This is a genomic window from Streptomyces sp. NPDC005393, assembly GCF_040606675.1.
In the GTDB taxonomy this organism is placed as follows: Bacteria; Actinomycetota; Actinomycetes; order Streptomycetales; family Streptomycetaceae; genus Streptomyces.
The window spans coordinates 1-21,559 of the sequence record NZ_JBEXFG010000043.1; the positions used below are offsets into that span (position 1 = coordinate 1).

A 21,559-nucleotide genomic window follows, 5' to 3' on the forward strand; every position below is an offset into this window, starting at 1 on the left:
TCTGGCACAACGACAAGGAAGGGCAACCCATCAAGCGGTCACTGATCGCCTACGATCACTAACCGCGACGGCACCCCTTGGACTCATTCATCTAGGGGCGCGGCGGCCCAGCTCGGCCTCCACAAAGCCGGGCGGACGGCGGCGCGCGACGCCATGACACCCACCCGCGAGCGCTCCCGCACACCGTCCACGTGGCGAAAAACACCGAGCGACTCCCGATACACCCCCGTAAGGTGACCGACATGCAGGTGATCCAGTCCACGAAGCTCTCCAACGTCTGCTACGAAATCCGTGGCCCGGTACTCGAGGAGGCGATGCGACTGGAGGCAGCGGGTCACCGCATTCTCAAGCTCAACACCGGCAACCCGGCGACCTTCGGCTTCGAATGCCCCCCGGAGATCCTTGAGGACATGCTGCGGAACCTCGGCGACGCCCATGGCTACGGCGACGCCAAGGGTCTGCTCACCGCGCGGCGCGCGGTGATGCAGCACTACCAGACCAAGGGCGTCGACCTCGATGTCGAGGACATCTTCCTCGGCAACGGCGTCTCCGAGCTGATCCAGATGGCGATGCAGGGGCTGCTCGACGACGGTGACGAGGTCCTCGTCCCCTCCCCCGACTATCCGCTGTGGACCGCCGCGGTCTCCCTCGCCGGCGGCACCGCCGTCCACTACCGCTGCGACGAGCAGGCGGACTGGCTGCCGGACCTGGCCGATATCGAGCGCAAGGTGACCGACCGCACCAAGGCGATCGTCATCATCAACCCGAACAACCCGACGGGCGCCGTCTACAGCGACGAGGTGCTGCGCGGCATCACCGACATCGCCCGCCGCCACCGGCTGATCGTCTGCTCCGACGAGATCTACGACAAGATCCTCTACGACGGGGCCACCCACACCCCGACCACCGCCATCGCCCCGGATCTGCTGACCCTGACCTTCAACGGGCTCTCCAAGGCGTACCGGGTCGCGGGCTACCGCAGCGGCTGGCTGGCGGTCTGCGGTCCGAAGGCCCACGCCACCAGCTATCTGGAGGGGCTGACGATCCTCGCCAATATGCGGCTGTGCGCCAATATGCCGGCGCAGCACGCGGTGGCCACGGCCCTGGGCGGCCGTCAGTCGATCAACGACCTGGTGCTCCCCGGTGGCCGGCTGCTGGAGCAGCGCGACACCGCCCATGAGCTGCTGACCCAGATTCCGGGCGTCACCTGCGTCAAGCCGAAGGGTGCGCTGTACGCCTTCCCGAGGCTCGACCCCAAGGTCTACAAGATCAAGGACGACCGGCAGATGGTGCTCGATCTGCTGCGCGCCGAGAAGATCATGATCGTGCACGGTACGGGCTTCAACTGGCCGGAGCCGGATCACTTCCGCATCGTCACGCTCCCCGCGAAGAAGGACCTGGCCGACGCGGTGACCCGGATCGGGAACTTCCTCGACGGATACGGACAGCCCTGATCATCTTAGCGGCGACTCAACTTTAGACAGCGTCCAAGTTAGGATGGTCTCCTGAACCCTTGGAGGCCATCCATGTACGAACCGATCCGCGGCAAGTCGGTCCACAGCATGGCCGAGCCCGAGCCCGCCGACTTCCCGCACCGCTCCCGCGAGGAGGAGCTGGACATCCGGCTGGCCGGACATCTGACCGCCCTGCTGACCGTGACCGACGAGCTGCGCGCCCTCGCCCCGGATCCCGGCCTTGACGACGCCGCCGATCGGATCGCCGACCAGGCCGCCCGCCTGCGCGACGGCCGCGCCCCGTTCCGCGCGGCCCCCACGACCGCGATCTCGGAGCCGACGCATATCGCGGCCCTCCACCAGCGGGCCCATACCCTGGCGGGCTGGGCGCTGGTGGTGGCCACGTCCCGCAACGACACGGCGGCCACGACGCTGGCGGCCGAGCGCCTGAAGTCCCACGCGGCGGCGCTGGGCGTCGCCGCGTAGCGGCCCGCGGCCGATTCGCGCACCGCCAAGAGGCCGGGGCCCGCACCTGAGTGCGGGCCCCGGCCTCCAGGGGCGGGCGGATCAGCCCAGGCGCTTCACCAGCGCGTGGTACTCGTCCCACATCTCCTTGGGCGTGTGCTCGCCGAAGGTGTTCAGGTGGTCGGGCACCAGGGCCGCCTCCTCGCGCCAGACGTCCTTGTCGACGGTGAGCAGCAGATCGAGGGAGGCGTCGTCGAGGTCGAGACCGGCGGTGTCCAGCGCGTCGCGCGTCGGCAGCACGCCGATCGGGGTCTCGACGCCCTCGGCCTTGCCGTCCAGGCGGTCCACGATCCACTTCAGCACCCGGCTGTTCTCACCGAAGCCCGGCCACACGAAGCGCCCGCCGGCGTCCTTGCGGAACCAGTTGACGTAGTAGATCTTCGGCAGCTTGGCCGCGGCCTCCTCGTCGGAGGTCTTGCCGACCTTGACCCAGTGGGCCATGTAGTCGCCCATGTTGTAGCCGCAGAACGGCAGCATCGCGAACGGGTCGCGGCGCAGCTCGCCGACCTTGCCCTCGGCCGCCGCGGTCTTCTCGCTCGCCACGTTCGCGCCGAGGAAGACGCCGTGCTGCCAGTCGAAGGACTCGGTGACCAGCGGCACCGCGCTGGCGCGGCGGCCGCCGAAGAGGATCGCCGAGATCGGCACGCCCTTGGGGTCCTCCCACTCGGGCGCGATGATCGGGCACTGGCCGGCCGGCACGGTGAAACGGGCGTTGGGGTGGGCCGCGGGGGTCTCACTGGCCGGGGTCCAGTCGTTGCCCTTCCAGTCGGTCAGAGAAGCGGGCGGCTCCTCGGTCATGCCCTCCCACCACACATCGCCGTCGTCGGTGAGGGCGACATTGGTGAAGACCGAATTGCCCCACAGGGTCTTCATGGCGTTGGCGTTGGTGTGCTCGCCGGTGCCGGGCGCGACGCCGAAGAAGCCGGCCTCGGGGTTGATGGCGTACAGCTGGCCGTCCTCACCGAACCGCATCCAGGCGATGTCGTCGCCGATCGTCTCGACCGTCCAGCCGGGGATGGTCGGCTCCAGCATCGCGAGGTTGGTCTTGCCGCAGGCGCTCGGGAACGCCGCGGCGACGTACTTCGCCTCACCGCGCGGCGGGGTGAGCTTGAGGATCAGCATGTGCTCGGCCAGCCAGCCCTCGTCGCGGGCCATCACGGAGGCGATGCGCAGGGCGTAGCACTTCTTGCCGAGCAGGGCGTTGCCGCCGTAGCCGGAGCCGTAGGACCAGATCTCCCGGCTCTCGGGGAAGTGCGAGATGTACTTGGTCGAGTTGCACGGCCAGGGGACATCGGTCTGGCCCGGCTCCAGCGGGGCGCCGAGGGTGTGGACGGCCTTCACGAAGAAGCCCTCGTCACCGAGGACGTCGAGAACCTGCTGCCCCATGCGGGTCATGGTGCGCATGGAGACGGCGACGTAGGCGGAGTCGGTGATCTCGACACCGATCGCGGACAGCGGCGAGCCGAGCGGGCCCATGCAGAACGGCACGACGTACATGGTCCGGCCGCGCATCGAGCCCCGGAATATGCCCTGTTCGCCCGCGACACCGCCTTCTTCTCCGCAAAAGATGGCACGCATCTCGGAAGGGTGTTTCCAGTGATTGGTCGGGCCGGCGTCCGCCTCCTTCTCGGAGCAGATGAAGGTGCGGTCCTCGACGCGCGCCACATCGCTCGGATCGGAGGCCGCGTAGTACGAGTTCGGCCGCTTGATCGGATCCAGACGCTGGAAGGTCCCCTTCTCCACAAGCTCCGCGCACAGGCGGTCGTACTCCGCCTCCGAGCCGTCGCACCACACCACCTGGTCGGGCTGGGTGAGGGCGGCGATCTCGCCCACCCAGGAGATGAGTTCCTGGTGGTTCGTGGGGCTCGGGGTGGTGGTGAGGGAGGAAGCCACATTGCTGGGCGCCACGATCGCTCCATTCCGCCGGGAACCACACAGCTCCGGCGTCATCGATTGAGGGTTGTAGGCGGATATGTGCACGCATATCCGCATATGGAGACAGCTACCCCTTGGGGGCTGCGACCCGGATGCTCAGCTCATCCGGTGCCGACCGCGCTCATTTGATCATCCGACTGTGCGGCCGATCTGTCCAGTGGGCACCTTGGTGACCATCACCACTCGACACAGACCGGTAACTTACGGTGGCGTAGGTAGCATGAGCGCCATGACTGCCGCCGCGCCCGACGCCGCCTCCCACACCCCCCCAGGGCCTGAAGCAGCTCCACCGCCCCTCGTCAAGCCGATGCTGCGCGGCTGGCTGCACGCCGGCATGTTCCCGGCCGCGCTGATCGCGGGCGTCGTGCTGACCGCCCTCGCCGACAGCCCCCGCGGCCGGGTGGCATGCGCCATCTTCACCGTCACCGCGTGCGCGCTGTTCGGCACGAGCGCGCTCTACCACCGCGGCAATTGGGGCCCGCGGGGCAACGCCGTACTACGGCGGCTGGACCACGCCAATATCTTCCTGATCATCGCCGGTACCTACACGCCCTTCACGCTGCTGCTTCTGCCGCACGGCAAGCAGCAGCTCCTCCTGTGGCTGGTATGGGCCGGGGCGCTCGCCGGAATCGCCTTCCGGGTCTTCTGGGTCGGCGCCCCGCGCTGGCTCTACACCCCGTGCTACATCGCCCTGGGCTGGGCGGCGGTCTTCTTCCTCCCCGACTTCATGCGCACCGGCGGCATCGCCGTCATGACGCTGATCATCATCGGCGGACTGCTCTACAGCGTGGGCGCGGTGATCTACGGAACCAAGCGCCCCAACCCCTCACCCCGCTGGTTCGGCTTCCACGAGCTGTTCCACTCCTTCACGCTGGCAGCCTTCGTCGTGCACTACGTCGGCATCTCGCTGGTGGCGTACCAGCACTCCTGACCCCGCCCGGGCCGTGCCATCGCCCGAGAATGAGACACATGGCCCCCCGTACGACGTCCGCCCCGCAGCCCAAGCCCGGGCTGCGGGAGCGGAAGAAGATCCAGACCCGGCAGGCGATCCAGCGCGCCGCCTACCGCCTCTTCGCGGAGCAGGGCTACGACGCGACCCCGGTGGACCAGATCGCGGAAGCCGCCGAGGTCTCCCCCAGCACCGTCCTCCGGTACTTCCCCACGAAGGAGGACATCGTCCTCACGGACGAGTACGACGCGCTCATCGCGGACGCGATCCGAGACCGCCCCCTGGACGAACCGCCGATCACTGCCCTGCGTCATGTCACCGTCGGCCTCCTGGAGCAGTTCGCCGGCAAGGAGCGCGACGAGACGCCGGCCCGGCTGGCCCTCATACGCCAGTCCCCGGCCCTGCGCGCCCGCATGGGCGAGGGCCTGGCCAGAACCGGCGTCATGCTCGGCGGGGTACTGGCCGAACGCAGCGGCCGGGCACCGGACGACTTCGAGGTCCGGGTGGTCGTCGGGGCCGTTATCGGCGCCCTTCAGGAAGCCGTCTTCCACTGCTTCGACCACCAGCGGGTCGAGGACATGGAAGAAACCATCGACCGCGCGCTCGACGTCCTCGCCCGCGGCCTGCCCCTGTAAGGCGGCAAGAGGCCGGACCCACCCGCCCCCGGCCCACGGTCACCCCCCGAGCTTCGCCGCCAGCGCCTCGGCATCAGCCGTCGGCGCGTCGCACGTGAAGTGGCGGCACACGTACGCGGCCGGACGCCCCTCCAGCAGCGGCCGGTCCGACAGCAGCGGGACCTCCTCCGAACCCGGCTCACCGACCGCGACAACCGCCCCCGGCGCGGTGCCCAGCAGGGCGGCGCGGTGCAGAGCCCGGGTCGACGGGTCGTCGTCGGGCCCGACGACGGCCACCTCGCGCGGCCCGTCGAGCCGCGCCTCGGCCACCGCCAGCCCCCAGCCGATGAAGCGCGGCACGCGCGCGCCGAGCGCCTTCACCACACCCAGCGCCCGCTCGGCCGCCTCCCGGTGCCGGGCGCTTCCGGTGACGGCGGCGTAGGACAGCAGTGCCCCGGCGGCGGCCGTCCAGCCGGAGGGGGCGGCGTTGTCGGTGGGGTCCTGGGGGCGGCGGATGAGCGCCTCCGCGTCGTCGGCGGTGTCGTACAGCGTGCCGTCCTCGGCGGCGAAGTGGCGCAGCACGGTGTCCAGGAGCAGTCCGGCGAAGTCGACCCAGACGCCCTCCCCGGTCACCGCCGAGAGGGCGAGAAAGCCCTCGGCCACATCGGCGTAGTCCTCGAGCACACCCGCGTGACCACCGCGGACGCCGCCCAGCGAGGTCCGGCCCAGCCGCCCGTGCTGGTCCATATGGAGCCGTACGAGCAGGTCGGCGGCCTCGGTGGCGGCCTCGATGAGGTCGGGGCGGTCGAAGTACGCCCCGGTCTCGGCGAGGGCCGCGATGGCCAGGCCGTTCCAGGCGGCGACGACCTTGTCGTCGCGCCCGGGGCGGGCCCGCCGCTCGCGCGCGGCCAGCAGCCGCTCCCGTACGGAGGCGACGCGCGCGGCGTCCGTCAGCCGCTCACCGTCGGGAAGCCGGAGCACCGAGGCGCCCTCCTCGAAGGTGCCGTCCTCGGTGACCCCGAAGTACCCGGCGGCGAAGTCCGCGTCCGACTCGCCCAGCACCTCGCGCAGCTGCTCCGGCGTCCAGACGTAGTACGCGCCCTCGACATGCCTCCCGGTGCCGTCGTCGCTGTCGGCGTCCAGCGCGGAGGCGAAGCCGCCCTGTGCGGTGCCCATGTCGCGGACCAGGAAGTCCGCCGTCTCCAGGGCGACGCGACGGGCGAGATCCGAGCCGGTGGCCCGCCACACATGTGCGTAGACCCGGCACAACAGCGCGTTGTCATACAGCATCTTCTCGAAGTGCGGCACCACCCAGCCGGCATCGACGGAGTAGCGCGAGAAACCGCCGCCGAGCTGGTCATAGATGCCGCCACGGGCCATCGCCTCGCAGGTGGCCTGCGCCATCTGGAGCGCGCCTTCGGAGCCGGTGCGGGCATGGTGGCGCAGCAGGAACTCCAGCGCCATGGACGGCGGGAACTTCGGCGCGCCCCCGAACCCGCCGCGCACGGCGTCGAATTCGCGGGTCAGCCCCATCAGCGCGGCATGCAGATCCTCGGTGCCGGGCGGCTGGGGTGCGCCGGAGCCCAGGGAGATGCCGGTGCGCTGGGCCAGGTCCTGGACGATCCGCCCGGCGACGTCGCGGACCTCGTCCCGCCGGTCCGCCCACGCGGCCCGGACGCCCTCCAGCACCTGCCGGAAGGAGGGCATGCCGTGCCGGGGCTTGGGCGGGAAGTACGTGCCGAAGTAGAAGGGCTCGGCGTCCGGGGTCAGGAACACCGTCATCGGCCAGCCGCCCTGGCCGGTGGCGGCCTGCACCGCCTCCATGTACACGGCGTCGACGTCCGGTCGCTCCTCGCGGTCGACCTTCACGGAGACGAAGTGGGCGTTGAGATAGTCGGCGGTCGCCTCGTCCTCGAAGGATTCATGGGCCATGACATGGCACCAGTAAATTAGCAGAAGCTATAAGTGGCAGGACGCATACCCCACACTCAAGAGGATGGGTACGTCCCGCCGCTTAGCTTCCTTCATCGCCTCCTCTCCCCATGGCCACCAGTCCACCGGATTGGAGGCGTGCTGGAGCAGGTAGGGCGACTGCTCATTGGCAAGTCGGTTCATAACTGCATCGTCGCACGATCTGGGCTGTGACGAGTGGTCGTCCGCGTCGGGCGTGGAATAACGGTAGCCATACATGCGCGGGCGGCCCGTCGGCCCGTCTCGATCAGGGCGCCTACGTAGCCAGCATCAGCTGACAGGCCCTCTGATCGCGCCGGTCCCCACGAGCCAGAGGCACCAAATCCACCGCGTAACCGCATAACCGGGTGGGAGGATGACTGCCCCGTCGCCCCACGCTTCCGCCCGCGCCGGGGCCGAAGGGAGAAGTCTGATGACCGACAAGACGGCCTTCACCGTGGTGAAGACGGCCGACCGGTGGAGCCTGGTCGACCCGGGAGGCGCGGGGATCGTCAGCATCGGCGTGACGCACGCCGACGAGACCAACCTGATGTACCCGCACAACCTCCGCCTGTGGCAGGAGCGGCAAGGCCGCCTGGCTGCGCGACGGCCTGGAGGGGGACCTGCGCGCCTGGGGCTGCAACACGATCAACGCCACCGAGGAGGTGGTCGGCGGCAGAAAGCTGCCGACGGGCGGCGGCCGGGCTTGATGGTGCGCTCGGAATAGTTGAGGCGGCCGCGGATCTCGCCGTTGCCGAGCCCTTCCGCCAGCATGCGCAGCACCTCGATCTCGCTGCTCAAGCTCCGCCCGGGTCGCGCGGCCCGGACTCAGGTGCGCCGGTCCGCCGCGCCCGGGTGGGCCGCCTCGTCCTGCGCCGGTCGGCGTAGGTGGGCATGTGCGCGGTGAAGCCGCCGTCCACGTACAGGCCCTGCCCGGTGATGAACCGGGACTCGCCTGGGGGCGAGGAACAGCACGGTGCGCGACGTCCGCCTGCTCCCCGGCGCGTCGAGCAGTTGCGAGTGGGGGATCAGGTCCGTCGCAGCGACGGCTTCCAGCCGGTGCGGGACCGCGCCGGTCCCGCCCAGCGTGCCGGGCGGCGGAATCAGCCCGGAGCGATGGCGTTGGCGCGGATGCCCCGGCGGCCGAAGCCGGTCGCGATGGACATGGTCAGGTAGTTGACGGCCGCCTTGCTCGTGCCGTTACGCGGCCAGCAGGACGTCGCCCGCGAACCCTTGCATCGACGACGAGTTGATCATGGAGCCCGCCGGTCGCGGGGGCGCTGGTCGTCTGCGGTGGCATCGCCTGTCGGCCACCACGATGACCGCGCGCACACCCTCGCATGCCGCACGCCGGGGACGGTGCCCAAGGTCACCAGGTTCTGCGTCGCGGACAAGGGCACGCTCGGAGGCTCGGGGAGAGTCGCCGAGCGTGGGCGCTCAGTCATGGCGACGCGCACGGCGGCCCCAGCGCCCGGGCGCTGGGGCGGCTGCCGGGGAACGTGAGGCGCATGCCCCATCCGCCTGCGGAGGTGAGCCCTGCGATCGTCGAGGACTGTTCAGATCTCCTCGAGCGACGCGCCGTCGTAGAACTTCCCGGCCTTGTAGACCATCGGGTCCACGCTGGAGACCTCCAGATAGCGGATTCTGGCGACGATAACCACATGGGTCTTGGCCCGGAAGCGCTCCTTGATCTCCGCCTCGATCGAGGCGGATGCCCCGCGGATGAGCGGAGACCCCGCCGGTGCGGTGTGCCAGTCGAGCCCGGCGAACTTGTCCTCGGCCTTGGAGGCGAACCTGTCCACCACCGCCCGCTGCGTGTTGGCGATGATGTTGATGCCGAGGTGCCCGGACTCGAAGAGCGAAGGGTAGGTCGACGACGTCTTCTGCACACACACGACCACCAGCGGCGGATCCAGCGATATGGGCATGTAGGCGCTGACGGCCAGCCCGCGGGGTCGACCAGCGGAGTCGCTGGCCGTCACCACCGTGACACCGGTCACGAACTTGCGATTGAACTCCTTGAGCTCCTCGATGCTGGGCCCCTCATCGGGCTCGCCGACGCCGACATGTGTCCCGGCTCGCTCGAATGCCGACTCCAGCCCTGGCGCTCCCAGGTCGGAGAGCATCTCGACGCTGGGGTCCCACGTCACGCGCTCGCGGATGATCCGGCCCTCGCGGAGCGCTCCCTGGATCGCGCCTCGGGCCTGGAGAGTACGGCCTGTCGGGGGGACGTCGCCAAATGCGTTTATGAACATCCCCGTAGCCGACCAGAAGATCGCGAAGTCGTCGCCGTCCACGACGATCATGTCCACTGTCGTCTGCAGGTTGGGAATGGCGGCCCGCATGTCGCGGACCTGGCCCTTCAGCTCGGCCAGTCCCGAGGTACGCCCCAGCCCGGCGTTCTCCAACGCGTAGTCGGGATGGACAATCTCGTCCAGGGCATCAGAGTCCCCGTGGTTCCAGGCAGCATCCCAGGCCGAACGCACCAGGTCTTTAAAGTCCGACATCTTCTTCCACTCCTCGTTCTGCCTTGGGAAAGGCGGTCGACGTGACGGTTCCCGAACTGGACCCGCCCATGCTGCCCGTGTGGCTGTTGCTGAACGACATCAACCTCCTGCACTCCGACAGCGGGGGAAGGGCAGAAGACCTGCCGTCAGGGGCCCAGGAGGAGGGCCCGGTGAGGGCCTCCCGCCTCGACGCCCCGGCTGCGGCCGGCATGGGCGCGAATACCGGCGCGTAGCAGGGCTCGGGCTCGCCCCCGCGGGACTCGATGCAGCTGGAGATGTACTCGGTGCTGAGAGGTCGCGCGCGGGCGTAGACATGTTGGCCGACGAGCCTGTCGTCGGCCAACAGTCGTCGGTCTGACAAGCCGCTGGTCGCGGGCATGAGTCCGGTCTGCAGGGCCCCGCTGTTCAGCCCAGCAGCTTGCCGCGGTAGCCCCAGCGCGACGGCTCGACACTGTGCAGGATGACGCTCGTGTCGTTCCCCGCGTCCTCGCCCAGGACCGAGGCGACCGCATGGGTAAGCGCCTCGACCATCTGCTCGCTGAACTTCTCGTCGTCGAAACGCCTGTTGAAGAACGAAGCTTCGATGTGAGCCATTGTTCTCTTTCTCCTTCTCTCGTGGTTCCAGGGTGGGAGGACCGTCGAGCCTGGTGGGTCGGCCTCGGTCGTGTCGCTGGTCGATCAGGACCCGTCGGACCGGGTCGGGTATTCAGCTGCCCGGAGGTCGAGCACCTCCGATACACCGCGCAAATAGCCGCTGAGGTCACGCCCAGCCCGCACGACGTGCCTGATGTTGGAGGGCTGGGCCAGGCGACTGATGTCCGTAAGCACGTTCCCCTCCACGACGACGACATCTCCGACGGCACCGGGCCGCAGTGAGCCGAGCTCCGGTCGGTCCAGCAGCGACGCCGCGTTCGCCGTAGCGGTGGCGAGCGCTTCGTCGGTGGACATGCCGTGCTCCACGTACAGTTCGAGCTCTCGAGCGTGCGCCCCGAACGGGCACAGGGTCCCCGAGGAGTCGGTGCCCATCACCACCCTGACCCCTGCCTCGCGCGCCAGTGCGAACGACTCGAGGGTCCGGTCGTGTGCGTCACTGAGATCAGCCACCCCCTGTGCGGTCAGACCACGGAGCGTCCCCTCCCGTTGGCACCAGTCGTTGAAGGACATCGTGGGGACGAGGAAGGTCCCACGCTCAGCCATCTCGGCCGCCATGTCTTCCTCGAGGTACGAGCCGTGCTCGATGGAGTCGACACCTGCCGCGAGGCTGCGCCGGATGCCTTCCGCGGAGAGTGCGTGAGCCGCGACCCGCAGGTCCAACTCGTGGGCTGTCTCGACGATGGCAGTCAACTCGGCAGCACTGTAATTTGGCCAGCTCGGCCGTTCGCCCTTCGACATCCCTCCGCTGGCCATCACCTTGATGAAGTCCGCACCAGCCTTGGCGTGGAGCCGCACCAGCTTGCGGCACTCGTCGATGCCGTCCGCCGTGTCCCACTGCTCCCGCTGTGTGTACGGCGGGTAGAACAGATCGCCGTGACCGTTTGTCATCGTGATCCACCACGGCGCGACCAGCAAACGAGGTCCGACGGCCAGCCCTTCATCAATGAAATCGCGAAGCTGGATCTCTCCGGCGCCGCGGTGCCCCATGACCCGCAGCGTCGTGAATCCGGCGGCGAGCGATCGGTGGGCGTTCCGCAGCCCGTGCAGCAGCTTGCCCGGCTTGCTCACCTGGCCGCGGAAGACATCACTCGCAATCACGTGGTGGTGATCGGAGTTGGTCGTCAGGTGGACGTGTGCGTCGATCAGGCCGGGCAGGACTGTGCAACCCGCGGCGTCGAGACACGGGGTCCCCTGCGGCACCTTGCCGTCTACCCTTGGCCCTGCGTAGACCACCGTGCCCGCTCGGATATGGACGAGCCCGTCTTCGTGGTGCTCACCCGGCCCCGACCAGACCACGCCGCCCTCGATGGCGATGTCGCCGGGTGTCACCGCAAGTCCAGGAAGGTCTCTGGATCCGACATGTCTGTTCCCCTCAGAACGTGTGGTTTCTTCCACCGAAGACCGCGCTCACGGAGCCGTCGGTGAATATCCTGCTGATCGTGTCCGCGAGCAACGGGGCACAGGAAAGCACCTCGATCTTGGCGGGAGCACCTGCGCGGAGCGGGATTGTGTCCGTGACGACGACCCGCTCGAACGGTGACGCGGCAAGTCGCTCGAACGCAGGCCCGCTGAAGACGCCGTGGGTCGCCGCGGCGAGCACTCGACGAGCCCCCGCGCGCATGAGCGCCTCTCCTGCTGCGCACAGCGTGCCCGCCGTGTCGATGATGTCGTCGACCACGATCGCGGTCTTCCCGCGGACATCACCGATGACGGTGTTGATCTCGGCGACCTGCTGCTGCGGCCGCTCCTTGTCCAGGATTGCCAGGCCGGCCCCGGTCTGGGTGGCGAACTGCTTGTTGAGCTTCACCCGGCCCGCATCCGGAGCGACGATCACCAGGTCGTCGCCGAGGCCGGCGAAGTAGTCACCGAGGATACCCACGGCGGTCATGTGGTCCACCGGGATGCCGAAGAAACCCTGCAGCTGGCCGGCGTGCAGGTCCATCGTCAGCACGCGGTCGACACCCGTCGCCTCGAGAGCGCGCGCCACCATGCGCGCCGAGATCGGCTCGCGCGGAGCCGACTTCTTGTCCTGCCGCGAGTACCCGTACCACGGAGTCACTGCGATCACGCGGTGTGCGCTCGAACCGACGGCAGCGTCCGCCATCACCAGGAGCTCCAGGAGCGAGTCGTTGGCGTTGACACCGGTCTCGGGGTTCGCGCACATCGGCTGGACGATGAAGACATCCGCGCCTCGAATCGATTCTTCGAACCTGCTGTAAACCTCTCCGCTGGAGAACGTCTTGAGGGTCACTTTGCCGAGCTCGATCTTGAGGAGCTCGGCGATGGCACCCGCCAGCGGCGCGTTGGAGCGGCCCGAGAACACCATGAGCCGCTTGCCGCAATCCGCCTGCAACGACGCGTTCATGAAATCACTGGTCCTTCGGTGCCAACGCCTGCGCGACTGTCCGACTCTCCTGTACTGTGCCTGCTCTGATTCATGAAGTAGAAACCTTTCTACTCGGGTCAATAAAAATCACTGATAGCCCACCTGAATCACGTGTTCGTACTGTCGGCGGTCGCCAGCACCACGTCGATCGTTGGCGCACTCGGCATGCTCGTGCGCGCTCCCGCCGACTCGACCGACAACGCCGCAGCCACCACGCCGCGACGAGCCGCACTGGTGACGTCCTCCCCCGCTGCCAGGCTGGCGGCGAACACGCCGTTGAAGGTGTCGCCGGCGCCGGTGGTGTCGACCACCCGACGTGCCGAACCAGCCGGGATCCGGGTGCTGACTCCGTCAGCACCACACGAGAGCACACCGTCGGCACCCAACGTGACGACCACCGGCGCCTTGGTGTGGGACGCCACCGCGGCCGCCATCATCTCCACCGGCGGGTCTCCGTGCTCGCCGAGCAGACGGTAGAGGTCTCGCAGCTCACCCTGGTTCGGCGTGATGATCGGCGCGAGCTTGAGGAGCTCTCGGATGCCGGGCTCGACCGGAGCCGGGTTGAGCACGCAGAGCCAGCCTTGTGCTGTCGCGGCCTCGACGGCGGTGGCAACTGCCGCCACCGAGATCTCGGTGCTGACCAGGACGCAACCCGGCCACCCGCTCGCTCGCTCCACCGCGGTGCTCACGTCCTGGGCAGCGACCGCGGCGTTTGCGCCCGCAGCTACAGCAATCTGGTTCTCGCCGACGGAATCCACGACGATGAGGGCAGCTCCAGTGGCGGATCCCTCCTTGATCACGACGTCGGTGACATCGATCCCTTCGGCACGCAGCTCGGCCAGCGCAGTCATCCCGAGCTCGTCACGTCCGACGGCGCCGACATAGCGGACATCGGCCCCCGAGCGCACTGCCGCGACAGCCGAGTTGCCGCCCTTCCCGCCGCCGTGACGCTGCAGGTCGGCCCCCACGACGGTCTCCCCTGGCCCCGGCAGCTTGGGCGCGGTGACGACCATGTCGACATTCAATGCTCCGACGACCAGCAGCCGGCCGCTCATGCCTCGTCCACCGGTCTGCACACCGACTCTCTCAACTGCACCTTCGTCTCCAGTTCGGTCATCGTGTCGACCTCGCGACCGTGCACCGCCACCGAGACCAGGGCGTCCCGGGACGAGGTCGGCTCCGTCACTCCAGACTCGTCGCGCGCGTACTCAAGTAGACGAACCGCGTCGCGTACCCGCCGCTGGCGCTCGGGCGCGACCGGTCCTGAGTCGTTCAGCACGTGGCTGACCGAGCTCGACGACACCTGGGCGTTCGCCACCGTGTCCTTCATGATGGGGCGCCGCTGATGGGGATCTGTCACGTCACTCCGGCCAAACTCTCGGCACCTGTTCGGCAAGCGTCCGCGCTGCCTACGCCTGTGCGGTCCACGAAAGCATGGCCGTCCACATCCCGGCATAGTGCGGCCAGTCCAGGAACTCCGGAGGTGCCCAGTGCGGAGCGAGATCGGAGGCGAACGCAGCCGTCCGGCCCTGGCCGTACTCACCGACGACCAGCATCGGATCCTCGCCCACCCGCGCCACGACGGTGGCGTCTGGCTTCGCCATGAGCTTGTTGTAGCCGAGCAGGTGCGGCCAGTCGGACGGCGTGCCGCCGAGGACCGGGTGATCGGGCTCGCAGACCTCCACCTCGACGCCCTCCGACCTCTCGACACGGTCGTCATACGGCAGCATCGTCACCGGCAGCGGCTCGGCAAGCGGGCTCATGCCGTATCGGCCCTTACCGTCGATCCCGGTGAAGGAAAGATACCCCCCGATCATGACCAGGCCACCGCCTCGCTGGACGAAATCCGCCACCAGGCCGAGCCGGTTTGGCGACTTCTCCGACCTCAGGAAGGTCTCGTCGGGCAGCAGGAAGGAGTTGGATCCGATGTCGGAGATGACGACTACGTCGAACTCGTCGAGCTCCTCCGCCGAGCGGGGGAACCGCAATGTGATCTCGTGGCCCCGGACGTAGCTGACGTCGAAGCCTGCGTCATCGAGGCAGTCAAGGAAATACCCCGCGCCCTCTTCGTACTCGGTCGAGTGGAACTGGTCGAAGCCCTTCATGTGGATCGTGTGCTTCACCCACGACTCTCCCACGAACAGGACCTTGATCGACGACCCGGTAACGCTCATCAGTTTGGACTTCCTTGCTCTGATTGCTTTCTGGTTGATGCAGGGAGGAGTTGGCGACCCATCGCGTACGCCTCGCGAATGTCGGTCCCCACGTAGCTCGTCGCGGCCAGTGGCGCCAAAATGGGCGTCGGGTTCACCGCGACCGTGTGCGAGAACGCCTTGAAGAGCCCCACGTCGCTGGAGGAGTCCCCGTAAACCACACAGTCATCCGCGCTCAGGCTGCGAGCAGCGAGGGCCGACTCGGTGATCGCCACCTTTTCTTCTGGCATCAGCGTGGCTGAGTCCCCCAGCGGGCTTCCCAACTCCACGGCCGAGCCGTAGGTCTCATCGGCTCCCCAGAGCTCGAGCCCGCGGACGAAGAACGTCGGCGACTGGGAGATCACGATCACCTCCTCACCGCGAGATCGGATATCTGCGAAGGTTCCGGCGATCCCTTTCATCCAGGGCGCGTTCTGGAACGCCTCGTCGAGGTCGGCAGCGGTTGCGCCTTTGCAGATGTCGAGGAGTCGCAACCAGAAGTCAGTGTCCGAGATCTTCTCCTCGACCCACTTCTTCTCGATTTCCCGCCCAGCCTTGAGCTGGCCCATCTGACGGGCCAGTTCGATGGTGGCGGTGCTCCTCAGGAGGGTGCCGTCCATGTCGAAGACGTGGAGGCAACCGACGGCAGCGGTCTCAGCGGAGTTGCTCACTTTCCCAGCTGCTCTTCGGATGAGGAGAGACGCGGGTTCTGGTCGAGCACTATGGTCTTGTTCTCCAGGTACGGGAGCAGACCCGCGACGCCACCCTCACGCCCGATCCCCGACTGCTTGAAGCCCCCGAAGCCGATCCCGAAGTCCGCCCGGTTGCCGTTCTGTCCGACAGTCCCAGCGCGCAAACGCCTGGCCACCTCTCGGCCACGTGCCGCGTCACGGGTGAACACAGCAGCATTGAGGCCGAACACCGAGTCGTTCGCGACACGGATCGCGTCTTCCTCGTCCGCCGCAGCGATGACTGAAATCACTGGTCCGAAGATCTCCTCCCGGGCGATCCGCGAGGAGTTGTCGACATTCCCGAAGACCGTCGGCTCAATGAACCAGCCCCGGTTGAGATCCTTGGGTCGGCTGCCACCGAACGCGAGAGTCGCTCCTTCGTCCTTGCCGATCTGGACGTAGCCTTCGACCCGCTCACGCTGCCGCTGTGAGGTCAGCGGCCCCATCTCGACGCTGGGGTCGAACGGGTTCCCGACCTTGATCCGAGAGAACCGGTCAGCGAGGGCCTCGACCATCTCGTCATGCCGATGGCGAGGCACAATGATCCGGGTCAGCGATGCACAGATCTGGCCGGAGAGAAAGCATGTACCGCCGGTCAGGCTGTCCGCCGCCTCGGCAATGTCCATGTCCTCGAGGATGACGGCCGCCGACTTGCCTCCGAGCTCAAGTGTGTATCGCCCGATGCGCTCGGCCATGATCCCGGCGATCCTCTTACCGACCTCCGTGGAACCGGTGAAGGTAATCTTGTCGACGCGGTGATCGCTCACCAGCGTCTCGGACGCCTCCCTGTCGGCGGTGAGCACGTTCACAACACCCGGGGGGAGCCCGACCTGTTCGGCGATCTCCGCGATCACGTACGCGGCCCCTGGAGCCTCGGGGGACGCCTTGACGATCACCGTGCACCCGGCGAGCAGCGCGGGGGCGAGCTTGTACGCGATCAGATGCATCGGCGTGTTCCACGGGATGATCGCTCCGACGACGCCCACGGGCTCGCCGACAATCATCCCGAAGCCTTCGCCCGAGCTGGTGGGTGCCTCCTGCTCGAACGGGTACCGATCGGCGAGATCGGCGTAGTAGGTGAACGCCGCCGGGACCTCCTCCATGACAGCCGGCACCACGCGGGCGATGACGCCTGACTCACGTGGCCACAACTGGACCATGTCATCGACGCGCTCAGCAACAGCCTGGGCAATGGCGCGGAGGTATTCCGCCCGCCGGGTCGGCGACATCCGTGGCCACGGACCTTCGTCAAAGGCTCGGCGAGCCGCTCCCACTGCTCGTGCGACATCCGCCGCTTCGGCCTCAGCGACAGTGAAGTACAGCTCCTCCGTCGAGGCTTCGACCACGTCGATCGTGTGGTTCGTCGACGAGTCGACCCACTTCCCATCGATGTAGAACTTCTCTGAGTTCGCGATGGGCGATCCTGTTGTCTTGGTCGTCATGGGAATCGTTGACCTCCAAATGTTCGGCTGCGGCAGTACTCGTGGTTGTCATCAATTGCCGACCGGACCTTCATCGCATCGCACCCGTTCGGCGGTGGAGCACCGTCTCCGCGGTCGAGTACCGCCAGCGGGCGGCCTGAGGATGTGTAACTGCGGAATCAGACGGAGTCCTTCAGCACCTCGTCGAAGAGTGCGGAATCGACTACCCGCCGGCGGATGGCTTGGTAGAGCGGGCCGTTCTCCTCGCGAGTGGCCAGCGCTGACGCCCAGTCAGGATCTGCGAGGAATGCCCCCCACTTACGCTCCAACTCAGCCAAGTCGGAGAACCTCATCGTGTAGACGAGTTCGTTGAAGGAGTTGTCACCGATGGTGGTGCAACCCGCCTGGGTAATCTCCATCCTGTGCTTGCGGAAGAGTGGGATCACGACCGACCTGAACAGGTCGACGACATCTCCCAGCCGACCCGGCACCGGGACGTACTCGCGCACCTCGTAGATCACCTTGCTGATTTCCTCTGCTGTCTTCGAGTTCTGACCCGTCACGGCGGAGGACGGTGGTGCCGCCCTCTTGTCCCGCTCATGGCCTCAGATTCACCGGCGGAACGAGCGACGCTAGTCAGCGAACGCAGGAAGGACCTCGGCAGCCATCATCTCCATGTTCTTGATGATCGCGTCGGTGGGCATGCCGACCGCGATGAGGCATGCCAGGTGGTCCACTCCCATCCTCTCGTAGGCCTTGAACCGCTCGATCATGCGATCAGGCGTGGTGAGCACCGGGTCGGCGTACTTCTCGAGCAGGTTGTCCTTGGAGAAGGAGTGCTGTTCAGGCCGCATATTCCCGCGGTGCACGAAGTCACGGCTCTCGCCCACGTCGCGAGTGGCGAGGCGGCCTTCGCGCGTATCGACGGTGCCGGGGCCCTTGACCAGCGCCATATAGTAGTTGTACTCGTTCACCACGTCATCGAAGTACTCCAACGCCTCCTCCTCGGTGCGACCGACCCAGGTGTGGCGGAGCACCATGACCTCTCCGCGAGGATTCCCGGTCTTGGCGATCTCGTCGTTGTAACTCTCGATCAGTTCCTCCAGGTCGCCGTATGGCTCGAAGTTGCCGTAATTCGGCGCCGTGATCAGGTTCAGGCCCTGTTGGGCGACCCTGCGGACACCGTTGGTGCTCTGCGATGCGACCCAGATTTCGGGGTGCGGCTTCGTCACCGGCTTCGGAACCAGGGTCGTCGGCGGGAACGAGAAGAACTGACCGTCATGGGACACGTCGTCCTCGGTGAAGAGGCGACGGACGATCTCCAGCGCCTCTTCGTACAGCACACGCTGGTTCTCCGGCTTCACCCCGAGCCGGTCGAGCTGGAACCGGCTGCCGCCGCGTGCCACACCGATGCCGATTCGCCCCGGCGCGAGATGATCCAGGAGGCTCATCTCAGAGGCGACCAGGAGCGGATTGTAGGCCGGCAGGACGACCACGCCCGGGACGATCCTGAGCCGCTCGGTCCGCGCTGCTGCAACCGCCGCGAACATCATCGCCGAGGGATTGCTCACGTAGTTCTGGAACTGGTTCTCGTTGATCGTGATCCCCTCGAAGCCGAGCTCCTCGGCGGCATCGACGATCCTGATCATGCTGTCCAAGACCTCTGACCAGGGCCGAGTCATGTCCGGGTAGAAGAACGGAGCCGTTACCCAGAATTTCATTGCCATCGTGCACTCCTCAACTGTGTTCGCTCTTGACCAGGGGCCGGAAGCGGTTGCCGACGCGCCCGGCCCCAGTCATCCACGGCAACGTCGGAAACCACGATGCCCGGGACGGCATCATCGACGCCCCGTGCATCTGTGGGTTCAGGTGGCGACCGGCTCCACGGCCGGGGTGGTCTCCAGCATCGGAGCGATCCAGCTCTCGTACCACTTCTGCGGCACCGGTTCCTCGCTGGCGGCAATCAGCTCCGAGAAGTCCCATTTCTTCAGGAGCTTCCCGTTGCGGAAGACGGGCTGGAGGAGGTTCTGCTCGGGGGCGACCGAGTCCCGCGGGACCGTCTTGTACTCGCCGTTCTCCTTGATGAGAGCCAGTCGGCCGGCCTTCGACACCTTGAAGTCGGCACCGGTCGGGGTTTTGGAAATGTTGCGCCACTCGCCGTTGACGCAGACGGCGTTGGCCTTCTGGCCGAAGTTCATCGTGTCGCGGTTGACGTGCTGAAGCAGACCGCCGCCCATGCCGCAGACTGCGTTGTCTGCGGCCAGACCACGGCGTTCGAGCTCGATGTACACGTCTCGGAGGCTCGTCGCTGTGAGGCCGTCTCCCTGGACGACCCGGATGAACGGAGGCAGCAGCTTGAAGCCCTTGCTGTTGGTCTCGTAGCCGAAGGAGTCCATCAGCCACTCGGTCGTGTCGGCCGTCACCTGCACGACGTCTCCGGAGTCGGGGCGCGCTCCCACGAAGCCGGGGAACTTCTGGACCATCTCCTTCAACTCACCGCCGAGAATGTTCTTGACGCAGTTCTCGTGGTCGTAGGTGTCGGTGAGGACCAGCACGACACCGTGGTCGCGGTGCGTCTCCAGCATGTTCCGGATCGCCTCGACCTCATGGTCGCGGCCCCAGGCTGTGAATCCCGCGTGCTCGGAGTTCGGGCCGGAGTTGGACGGGGCGACGGCGTTGTACCAGCGCTTCGCGGCGAGGATGCCTGGCGTTGTGTCGCTCTGGTTGAAGTTCACCAGGTGCGCCATGCCCCCGAGTGCAGCAGACTGCTGCGAGCTGACACCGCGTGCACCGTAGTCGTGGAGCATGAAGCGCACGAGGTGCTCGTTGTCGGAGGTGCGCTCAAGGGCCGTCCGGATCACCTGCTTCGAGAGCCAGCTGATGGTGCCGACCGATGTCGGGTACCACACTGCACGCAGCAGTGCCGTCTCGAAGAAGCTGGTCGCCCAGTAGTACTTCGGGTCGGTGTTGACGAGCTGCACGAGGACGTTGCGGGTGGGGAGGACCGTGCCCTCGGGGACTGCCTCGATCTCCACCGGCAGGTAGCCGCCGTGGTCGTTGATGACGCCCAACCAGTTCTGGCGGTTGAAGTGCATCCCCTGCTCACGCATGAGGTACTCCGCCGCGTCTACATCCTCCAGCGTCACCGGGCGCATGAGGTAGTCGCGTATGAAGGCCTGGAGGCCGACGAACATGGTCACGGGGTACGTGCCGCCGCGGGACTCGATGTACGACGAGATGTACTCAGTGCCCGGCGGGTACAGCGGATAGTGGCAGTGCTTGTAGTTGTCGGTGTTGATGATGAGGTTGTCGAACTGCTCGCCCAAGGACATTGGTTGCACCCTCCCTCTGGGTGGCCCTCTGACGGCCGAGTCGGCCGCAGCGGACTATTAACGGTTCTAACGTGAAGGTGGAGCAGTCGACCTGAACCGCCCATTCACCCTCACCGATCATCGATCTGCCTTGTAGAAACCTTTCTAGTCGGTCACTGTCTCACAGCGAGATCCACCGTGTAAACGGTGCGTTTCGATCGGTTGTCAGGTGGCTTAGGAGATCCGTGCTCCTGGCCCTGGGGCAGGTGGCCTCGACCCGGATGAGGTCGCCGTCCAGCTCGAAGACGTCGCAGCCGTGGGCTTCGGACGTCTGCCCGTCCCCGCCGATCGCGCGGATCGTCCACCGGGTGACCGCGAAGTGGTCGCCGAAGAGGTTCCCCGTGCCGACAGCCTCCGGCCGCCGGCCCGCCGCAGGGGCGAGGTGCATCCGGAGATCTCGCTCGACCTCGGCACGACCGACGGACCGGACGCCGGACTCGGGACCCACCGAGAGCTGGAACTCGCACTCCGGCGCCATCAGGGCCATCAGCGCGTCCACATTCCCGGCGGCCCAGGCCGAAGCGAAGGCGTCGACGGCGGCCCGGCTGTTCCCGTAGGCCGCCGCTGCAGTCGTCGCGTGCGCCCGGCGTCGGCCCACTCGATCCGTGCCGCTTCAGGCACCCCGGACCGGGCGCGGGCGACGGGTGACAGTCAGCGATACGGCCGTGGCCGCGGCCCGGACAGCGGCCCCGGTGTCGTCACCACTGGCCAGGCACTTCGCGAGTACGCCATTGAACGTGTCGCCGGCACCGGTCGTGTCGACCGCAGTGACCGGCTTGGACGCTCTACACCCGATCCGGTCCACCGCAACGCGGGAGGCAACGGGCCGCACCGCTTCCTCCGGCGTATTCCAGATGGAGCCACAGCGTT

21 protein-coding genes and 2 pseudogenes are annotated in these 21,559 nt (G+C 67.3%); 6 read left to right on the forward strand and 17 right to left on the reverse strand.

From position 1 onward, the window contains the following. The first annotated feature begins 242 nt into the window (after positions 1 to 242). The gene (locus ABZS71_RS27850) at positions 243 to 1,454 is read left to right on the forward strand and encodes a pyridoxal phosphate-dependent aminotransferase (protein WP_355855596.1); all 1,212 of its coding nucleotides are present in this window, start codon (positions 243 to 245) and stop codon (positions 1,452 to 1,454) included. A gap of 72 nt (positions 1,455 to 1,526) precedes the next feature. Next, positions 1,527 to 1,940 carry a hypothetical protein gene (locus ABZS71_RS27855; RefSeq protein WP_356214504.1) on the forward strand — a complete coding sequence of 138 codons (414 nt, stop codon included), beginning with the start codon at positions 1,527 to 1,529 and terminating at the stop codon, positions 1,938 to 1,940. A gap of 81 nt (positions 1,941 to 2,021) precedes the next feature. Here the strand turns inward: ABZS71_RS27855 and ABZS71_RS27860 are convergent, their stop codons facing one another. After that, positions 2,022 to 3,887, reverse strand: a complete 1,866-nt coding sequence (locus ABZS71_RS27860) for a phosphoenolpyruvate carboxykinase (GTP) (RefSeq protein WP_356214506.1) — start codon at positions 3,885 to 3,887, stop codon at positions 2,022 to 2,024. 256 nt (positions 3,888 to 4,143) lie between these two features. On the opposite strand from ABZS71_RS27860, the gene ABZS71_RS27865 reads away from it, so the two are divergent. Together ABZS71_RS27865 and ABZS71_RS27870 are read left to right on the forward strand one after the other, a co-directional pair. Then, positions 4,144 to 4,845 carry a hemolysin III family protein gene (locus tag ABZS71_RS27865; protein ID WP_356214508.1) on the forward strand — a complete coding sequence of 234 codons (702 nt, stop codon included), beginning with the start codon at positions 4,144 to 4,146 and terminating at the stop codon, positions 4,843 to 4,845. Positions 4,846 to 4,883: 38 nt separating this feature from the next. Then, a complete protein-coding gene (locus ABZS71_RS27870; RefSeq protein ID WP_356214510.1) occupies positions 4,884 to 5,498 on the forward strand; it encodes a TetR family transcriptional regulator in 615 nt (204 codons plus the stop codon). 39 nt (positions 5,499 to 5,537) lie between these two features. Here the strand turns inward: ABZS71_RS27870 and ABZS71_RS27875 are convergent. Beyond that, a pseudogene (locus ABZS71_RS27875) lies at positions 5,538 to 7,592 on the reverse strand (thioredoxin domain-containing protein). A gap of 268 nt (positions 7,593 to 7,860) precedes the next feature. Between ABZS71_RS27875 and ABZS71_RS27880 the strand changes: the two are divergent. Further along, on the forward strand, positions 7,861 to 8,154 hold the full coding sequence (locus ABZS71_RS27880; protein WP_356214585.1) for a hypothetical protein: 294 nt from the start codon (positions 7,861 to 7,863) through the stop codon (positions 8,152 to 8,154). A 376-nt stretch (positions 8,155 to 8,530) separates the two neighbouring features. Here ABZS71_RS27880 and ABZS71_RS27885 read toward each other — a convergent pair. Next, positions 8,531 to 8,614: pseudogene (locus ABZS71_RS27885) on the reverse strand (hypothetical protein); the annotation flags it as partial. Between the two features lie 369 nt (positions 8,615 to 8,983). Then, positions 8,984 to 9,934 carry a flavin reductase gene (locus tag ABZS71_RS27890; RefSeq protein ID WP_355860039.1) on the reverse strand — a complete coding sequence of 317 codons (951 nt, stop codon included), beginning with the start codon at positions 9,932 to 9,934 and terminating at the stop codon, positions 8,984 to 8,986. 41 nt (positions 9,935 to 9,975) lie between these two features. Here ABZS71_RS27890 and ABZS71_RS27895 point away from each other — a divergent pair, with 41 nt between their 5' ends. Next, on the forward strand, positions 9,976 to 10,167 hold the full coding sequence (locus tag ABZS71_RS27895; protein ID WP_355860037.1) for a hypothetical protein: 192 nt from the start codon (positions 9,976 to 9,978) through the stop codon (positions 10,165 to 10,167). Positions 10,168 to 10,339: 172 nt separating this feature from the next. Here ABZS71_RS27895 and ABZS71_RS27900 read toward each other — a convergent pair whose 3' ends face one another. The 13 genes from ABZS71_RS27900 to ABZS71_RS27960 form a co-directional block, all read right to left on the reverse strand. Further along, positions 10,340 to 10,528: a tautomerase family protein gene (locus ABZS71_RS27900; protein WP_356214512.1), complete on the reverse strand. Its 189-nt coding sequence runs from the start codon at positions 10,526 to 10,528 to the stop codon at positions 10,340 to 10,342. An 84-nt stretch (positions 10,529 to 10,612) separates the two neighbouring features. Then, positions 10,613 to 11,917: an amidohydrolase family protein gene (locus ABZS71_RS27905; RefSeq protein WP_355860034.1), complete on the reverse strand. Its 1,305-nt coding sequence runs from the start codon at positions 11,915 to 11,917 to the stop codon at positions 10,613 to 10,615. 43 nt (positions 11,918 to 11,960) lie between these two features. Further along, positions 11,961 to 12,953: a ribose-phosphate pyrophosphokinase gene (locus tag ABZS71_RS27910; RefSeq protein WP_355860032.1), complete on the reverse strand. Its 993-nt coding sequence runs from the start codon at positions 12,951 to 12,953 to the stop codon at positions 11,961 to 11,963. A 128-nt stretch (positions 12,954 to 13,081) separates the two neighbouring features. After that, positions 13,082 to 14,029: a PfkB family carbohydrate kinase gene (locus ABZS71_RS27915; RefSeq protein WP_356214514.1), complete on the reverse strand. Its 948-nt coding sequence runs from the start codon at positions 14,027 to 14,029 to the stop codon at positions 13,082 to 13,084. Continuing rightward, positions 14,026 to 14,334 (reverse strand): LacI family DNA-binding transcriptional regulator, encoded by a 309-nt coding sequence (locus ABZS71_RS27920; RefSeq protein ID WP_355860028.1) that lies wholly within the window; start codon positions 14,332 to 14,334, stop codon positions 14,026 to 14,028. The genes ABZS71_RS27915 and ABZS71_RS27920 overlap by 4 nt, the downstream gene beginning before the upstream one ends. Before the next feature lie 49 nt (positions 14,335 to 14,383). After that, the gene (locus ABZS71_RS27925) at positions 14,384 to 15,148 is read right to left on the reverse strand and encodes a glutamine amidotransferase (RefSeq protein ID WP_356214516.1); all 765 of its coding nucleotides are present in this window, start codon (positions 15,146 to 15,148) and stop codon (positions 14,384 to 14,386) included. After that, positions 15,148 to 15,786 (reverse strand): HAD-IB family phosphatase, encoded by a 639-nt coding sequence (locus ABZS71_RS27930; protein ID WP_356214518.1) that lies wholly within the window; start codon positions 15,784 to 15,786, stop codon positions 15,148 to 15,150. The genes ABZS71_RS27925 and ABZS71_RS27930 overlap by 1 nt, the downstream gene beginning before the upstream one ends. Before the next feature lie 47 nt (positions 15,787 to 15,833). After that, complete coding sequence (locus ABZS71_RS27935; protein ID WP_356214520.1) at positions 15,834 to 17,339, reverse strand: aldehyde dehydrogenase; 1,506 nt, start codon at positions 17,337 to 17,339, stop codon at positions 15,834 to 15,836. A gap of 158 nt (positions 17,340 to 17,497) precedes the next feature. After that, positions 17,498 to 17,881, reverse strand: a complete 384-nt coding sequence (locus ABZS71_RS27940; RefSeq protein ID WP_356214522.1) for an NIPSNAP family protein — start codon at positions 17,879 to 17,881, stop codon at positions 17,498 to 17,500. Positions 17,882 to 17,950: 69 nt separating this feature from the next. Further along, positions 17,951 to 19,045 carry an LLM class flavin-dependent oxidoreductase gene (locus ABZS71_RS27945; protein WP_355860020.1) on the reverse strand — a complete coding sequence of 365 codons (1,095 nt, stop codon included), beginning with the start codon at positions 19,043 to 19,045 and terminating at the stop codon, positions 17,951 to 17,953. A gap of 138 nt (positions 19,046 to 19,183) precedes the next feature. Further along, a complete protein-coding gene (locus tag ABZS71_RS27950; protein WP_356214524.1) occupies positions 19,184 to 20,650 on the reverse strand; it encodes a nicotinate phosphoribosyltransferase in 1,467 nt (488 codons plus the stop codon). A 160-nt stretch (positions 20,651 to 20,810) separates the two neighbouring features. Next, the gene (locus ABZS71_RS27955; RefSeq protein WP_356214526.1) at positions 20,811 to 21,287 is read right to left on the reverse strand and encodes a nuclear transport factor 2 family protein; all 477 of its coding nucleotides are present in this window, start codon (positions 21,285 to 21,287) and stop codon (positions 20,811 to 20,813) included. Positions 21,288 to 21,302: 15 nt separating this feature from the next. After that, positions 21,303 to 21,521: a PfkB family carbohydrate kinase gene (locus ABZS71_RS27960; protein ID WP_356214528.1), complete on the reverse strand. Its 219-nt coding sequence runs from the start codon at positions 21,519 to 21,521 to the stop codon at positions 21,303 to 21,305. Positions 21,522 to 21,559 lie beyond the last annotated feature (38 nt).

What these genes read in the sequence shown, in the direction of transcription:
- ABZS71_RS27850 (WP_355855596.1), top strand. Translation starts at nt 243, where the DNA reads ATGCAGGTGATCCAGTCCACGAAGCTCTCCAACGTCTGCTACGAAATC.
- ABZS71_RS27855 (WP_356214504.1), top strand. Translation starts at nt 1,527, where the DNA reads ATGTACGAACCGATCCGCGGCAAGTCGGTCCACAGCATGGCCGAGCCC.
- ABZS71_RS27865 (WP_356214508.1), top strand. Translation starts at nt 4,144, where the DNA reads ATGACTGCCGCCGCGCCCGACGCCGCCTCCCACACCCCCCCAGGGCCT.
- ABZS71_RS27870 (WP_356214510.1), top strand. Translation starts at nt 4,884, where the DNA reads ATGGCCCCCCGTACGACGTCCGCCCCGCAGCCCAAGCCCGGGCTGCGG.
- ABZS71_RS27880 (WP_356214585.1), top strand. Translation starts at nt 7,861, where the DNA reads ATGACCGACAAGACGGCCTTCACCGTGGTGAAGACGGCCGACCGGTGG.
- ABZS71_RS27890 (WP_355860039.1), bottom strand. Translation starts at nt 9,934, where the DNA reads ATGTCGGACTTTAAAGACCTGGTGCGTTCGGCCTGGGATGCTGCCTGG.
- ABZS71_RS27900 (WP_356214512.1), bottom strand. Translation starts at nt 10,528, where the DNA reads ATGGCTCACATCGAAGCTTCGTTCTTCAACAGGCGTTTCGACGACGAG.
- ABZS71_RS27910 (WP_355860032.1), bottom strand. Translation starts at nt 12,953, where the DNA reads ATGAACGCGTCGTTGCAGGCGGATTGCGGCAAGCGGCTCATGGTGTTC.
- ABZS71_RS27915 (WP_356214514.1), bottom strand. Translation starts at nt 14,029, where the DNA reads ATGAGCGGCCGGCTGCTGGTCGTCGGAGCATTGAATGTCGACATGGTC.
- ABZS71_RS27925 (WP_356214516.1), bottom strand. Translation starts at nt 15,148, where the DNA reads ATGAGCGTTACCGGGTCGTCGATCAAGGTCCTGTTCGTGGGAGAGTCG.
- ABZS71_RS27930 (WP_356214518.1), bottom strand. Translation starts at nt 15,786, where the DNA reads ATGGACGGCACCCTCCTGAGGAGCACCGCCACCATCGAACTGGCCCGT.
- ABZS71_RS27935 (WP_356214520.1), bottom strand. Translation starts at nt 17,339, where the DNA reads ATGACGACCAAGACAACAGGATCGCCCATCGCGAACTCAGAGAAGTTC.
- ABZS71_RS27945 (WP_355860020.1), bottom strand. Translation starts at nt 19,045, where the DNA reads ATGGCAATGAAATTCTGGGTAACGGCTCCGTTCTTCTACCCGGACATG.
- ABZS71_RS27950 (WP_356214524.1), bottom strand. Translation starts at nt 20,650, where the DNA reads ATGTCCTTGGGCGAGCAGTTCGACAACCTCATCATCAACACCGACAAC.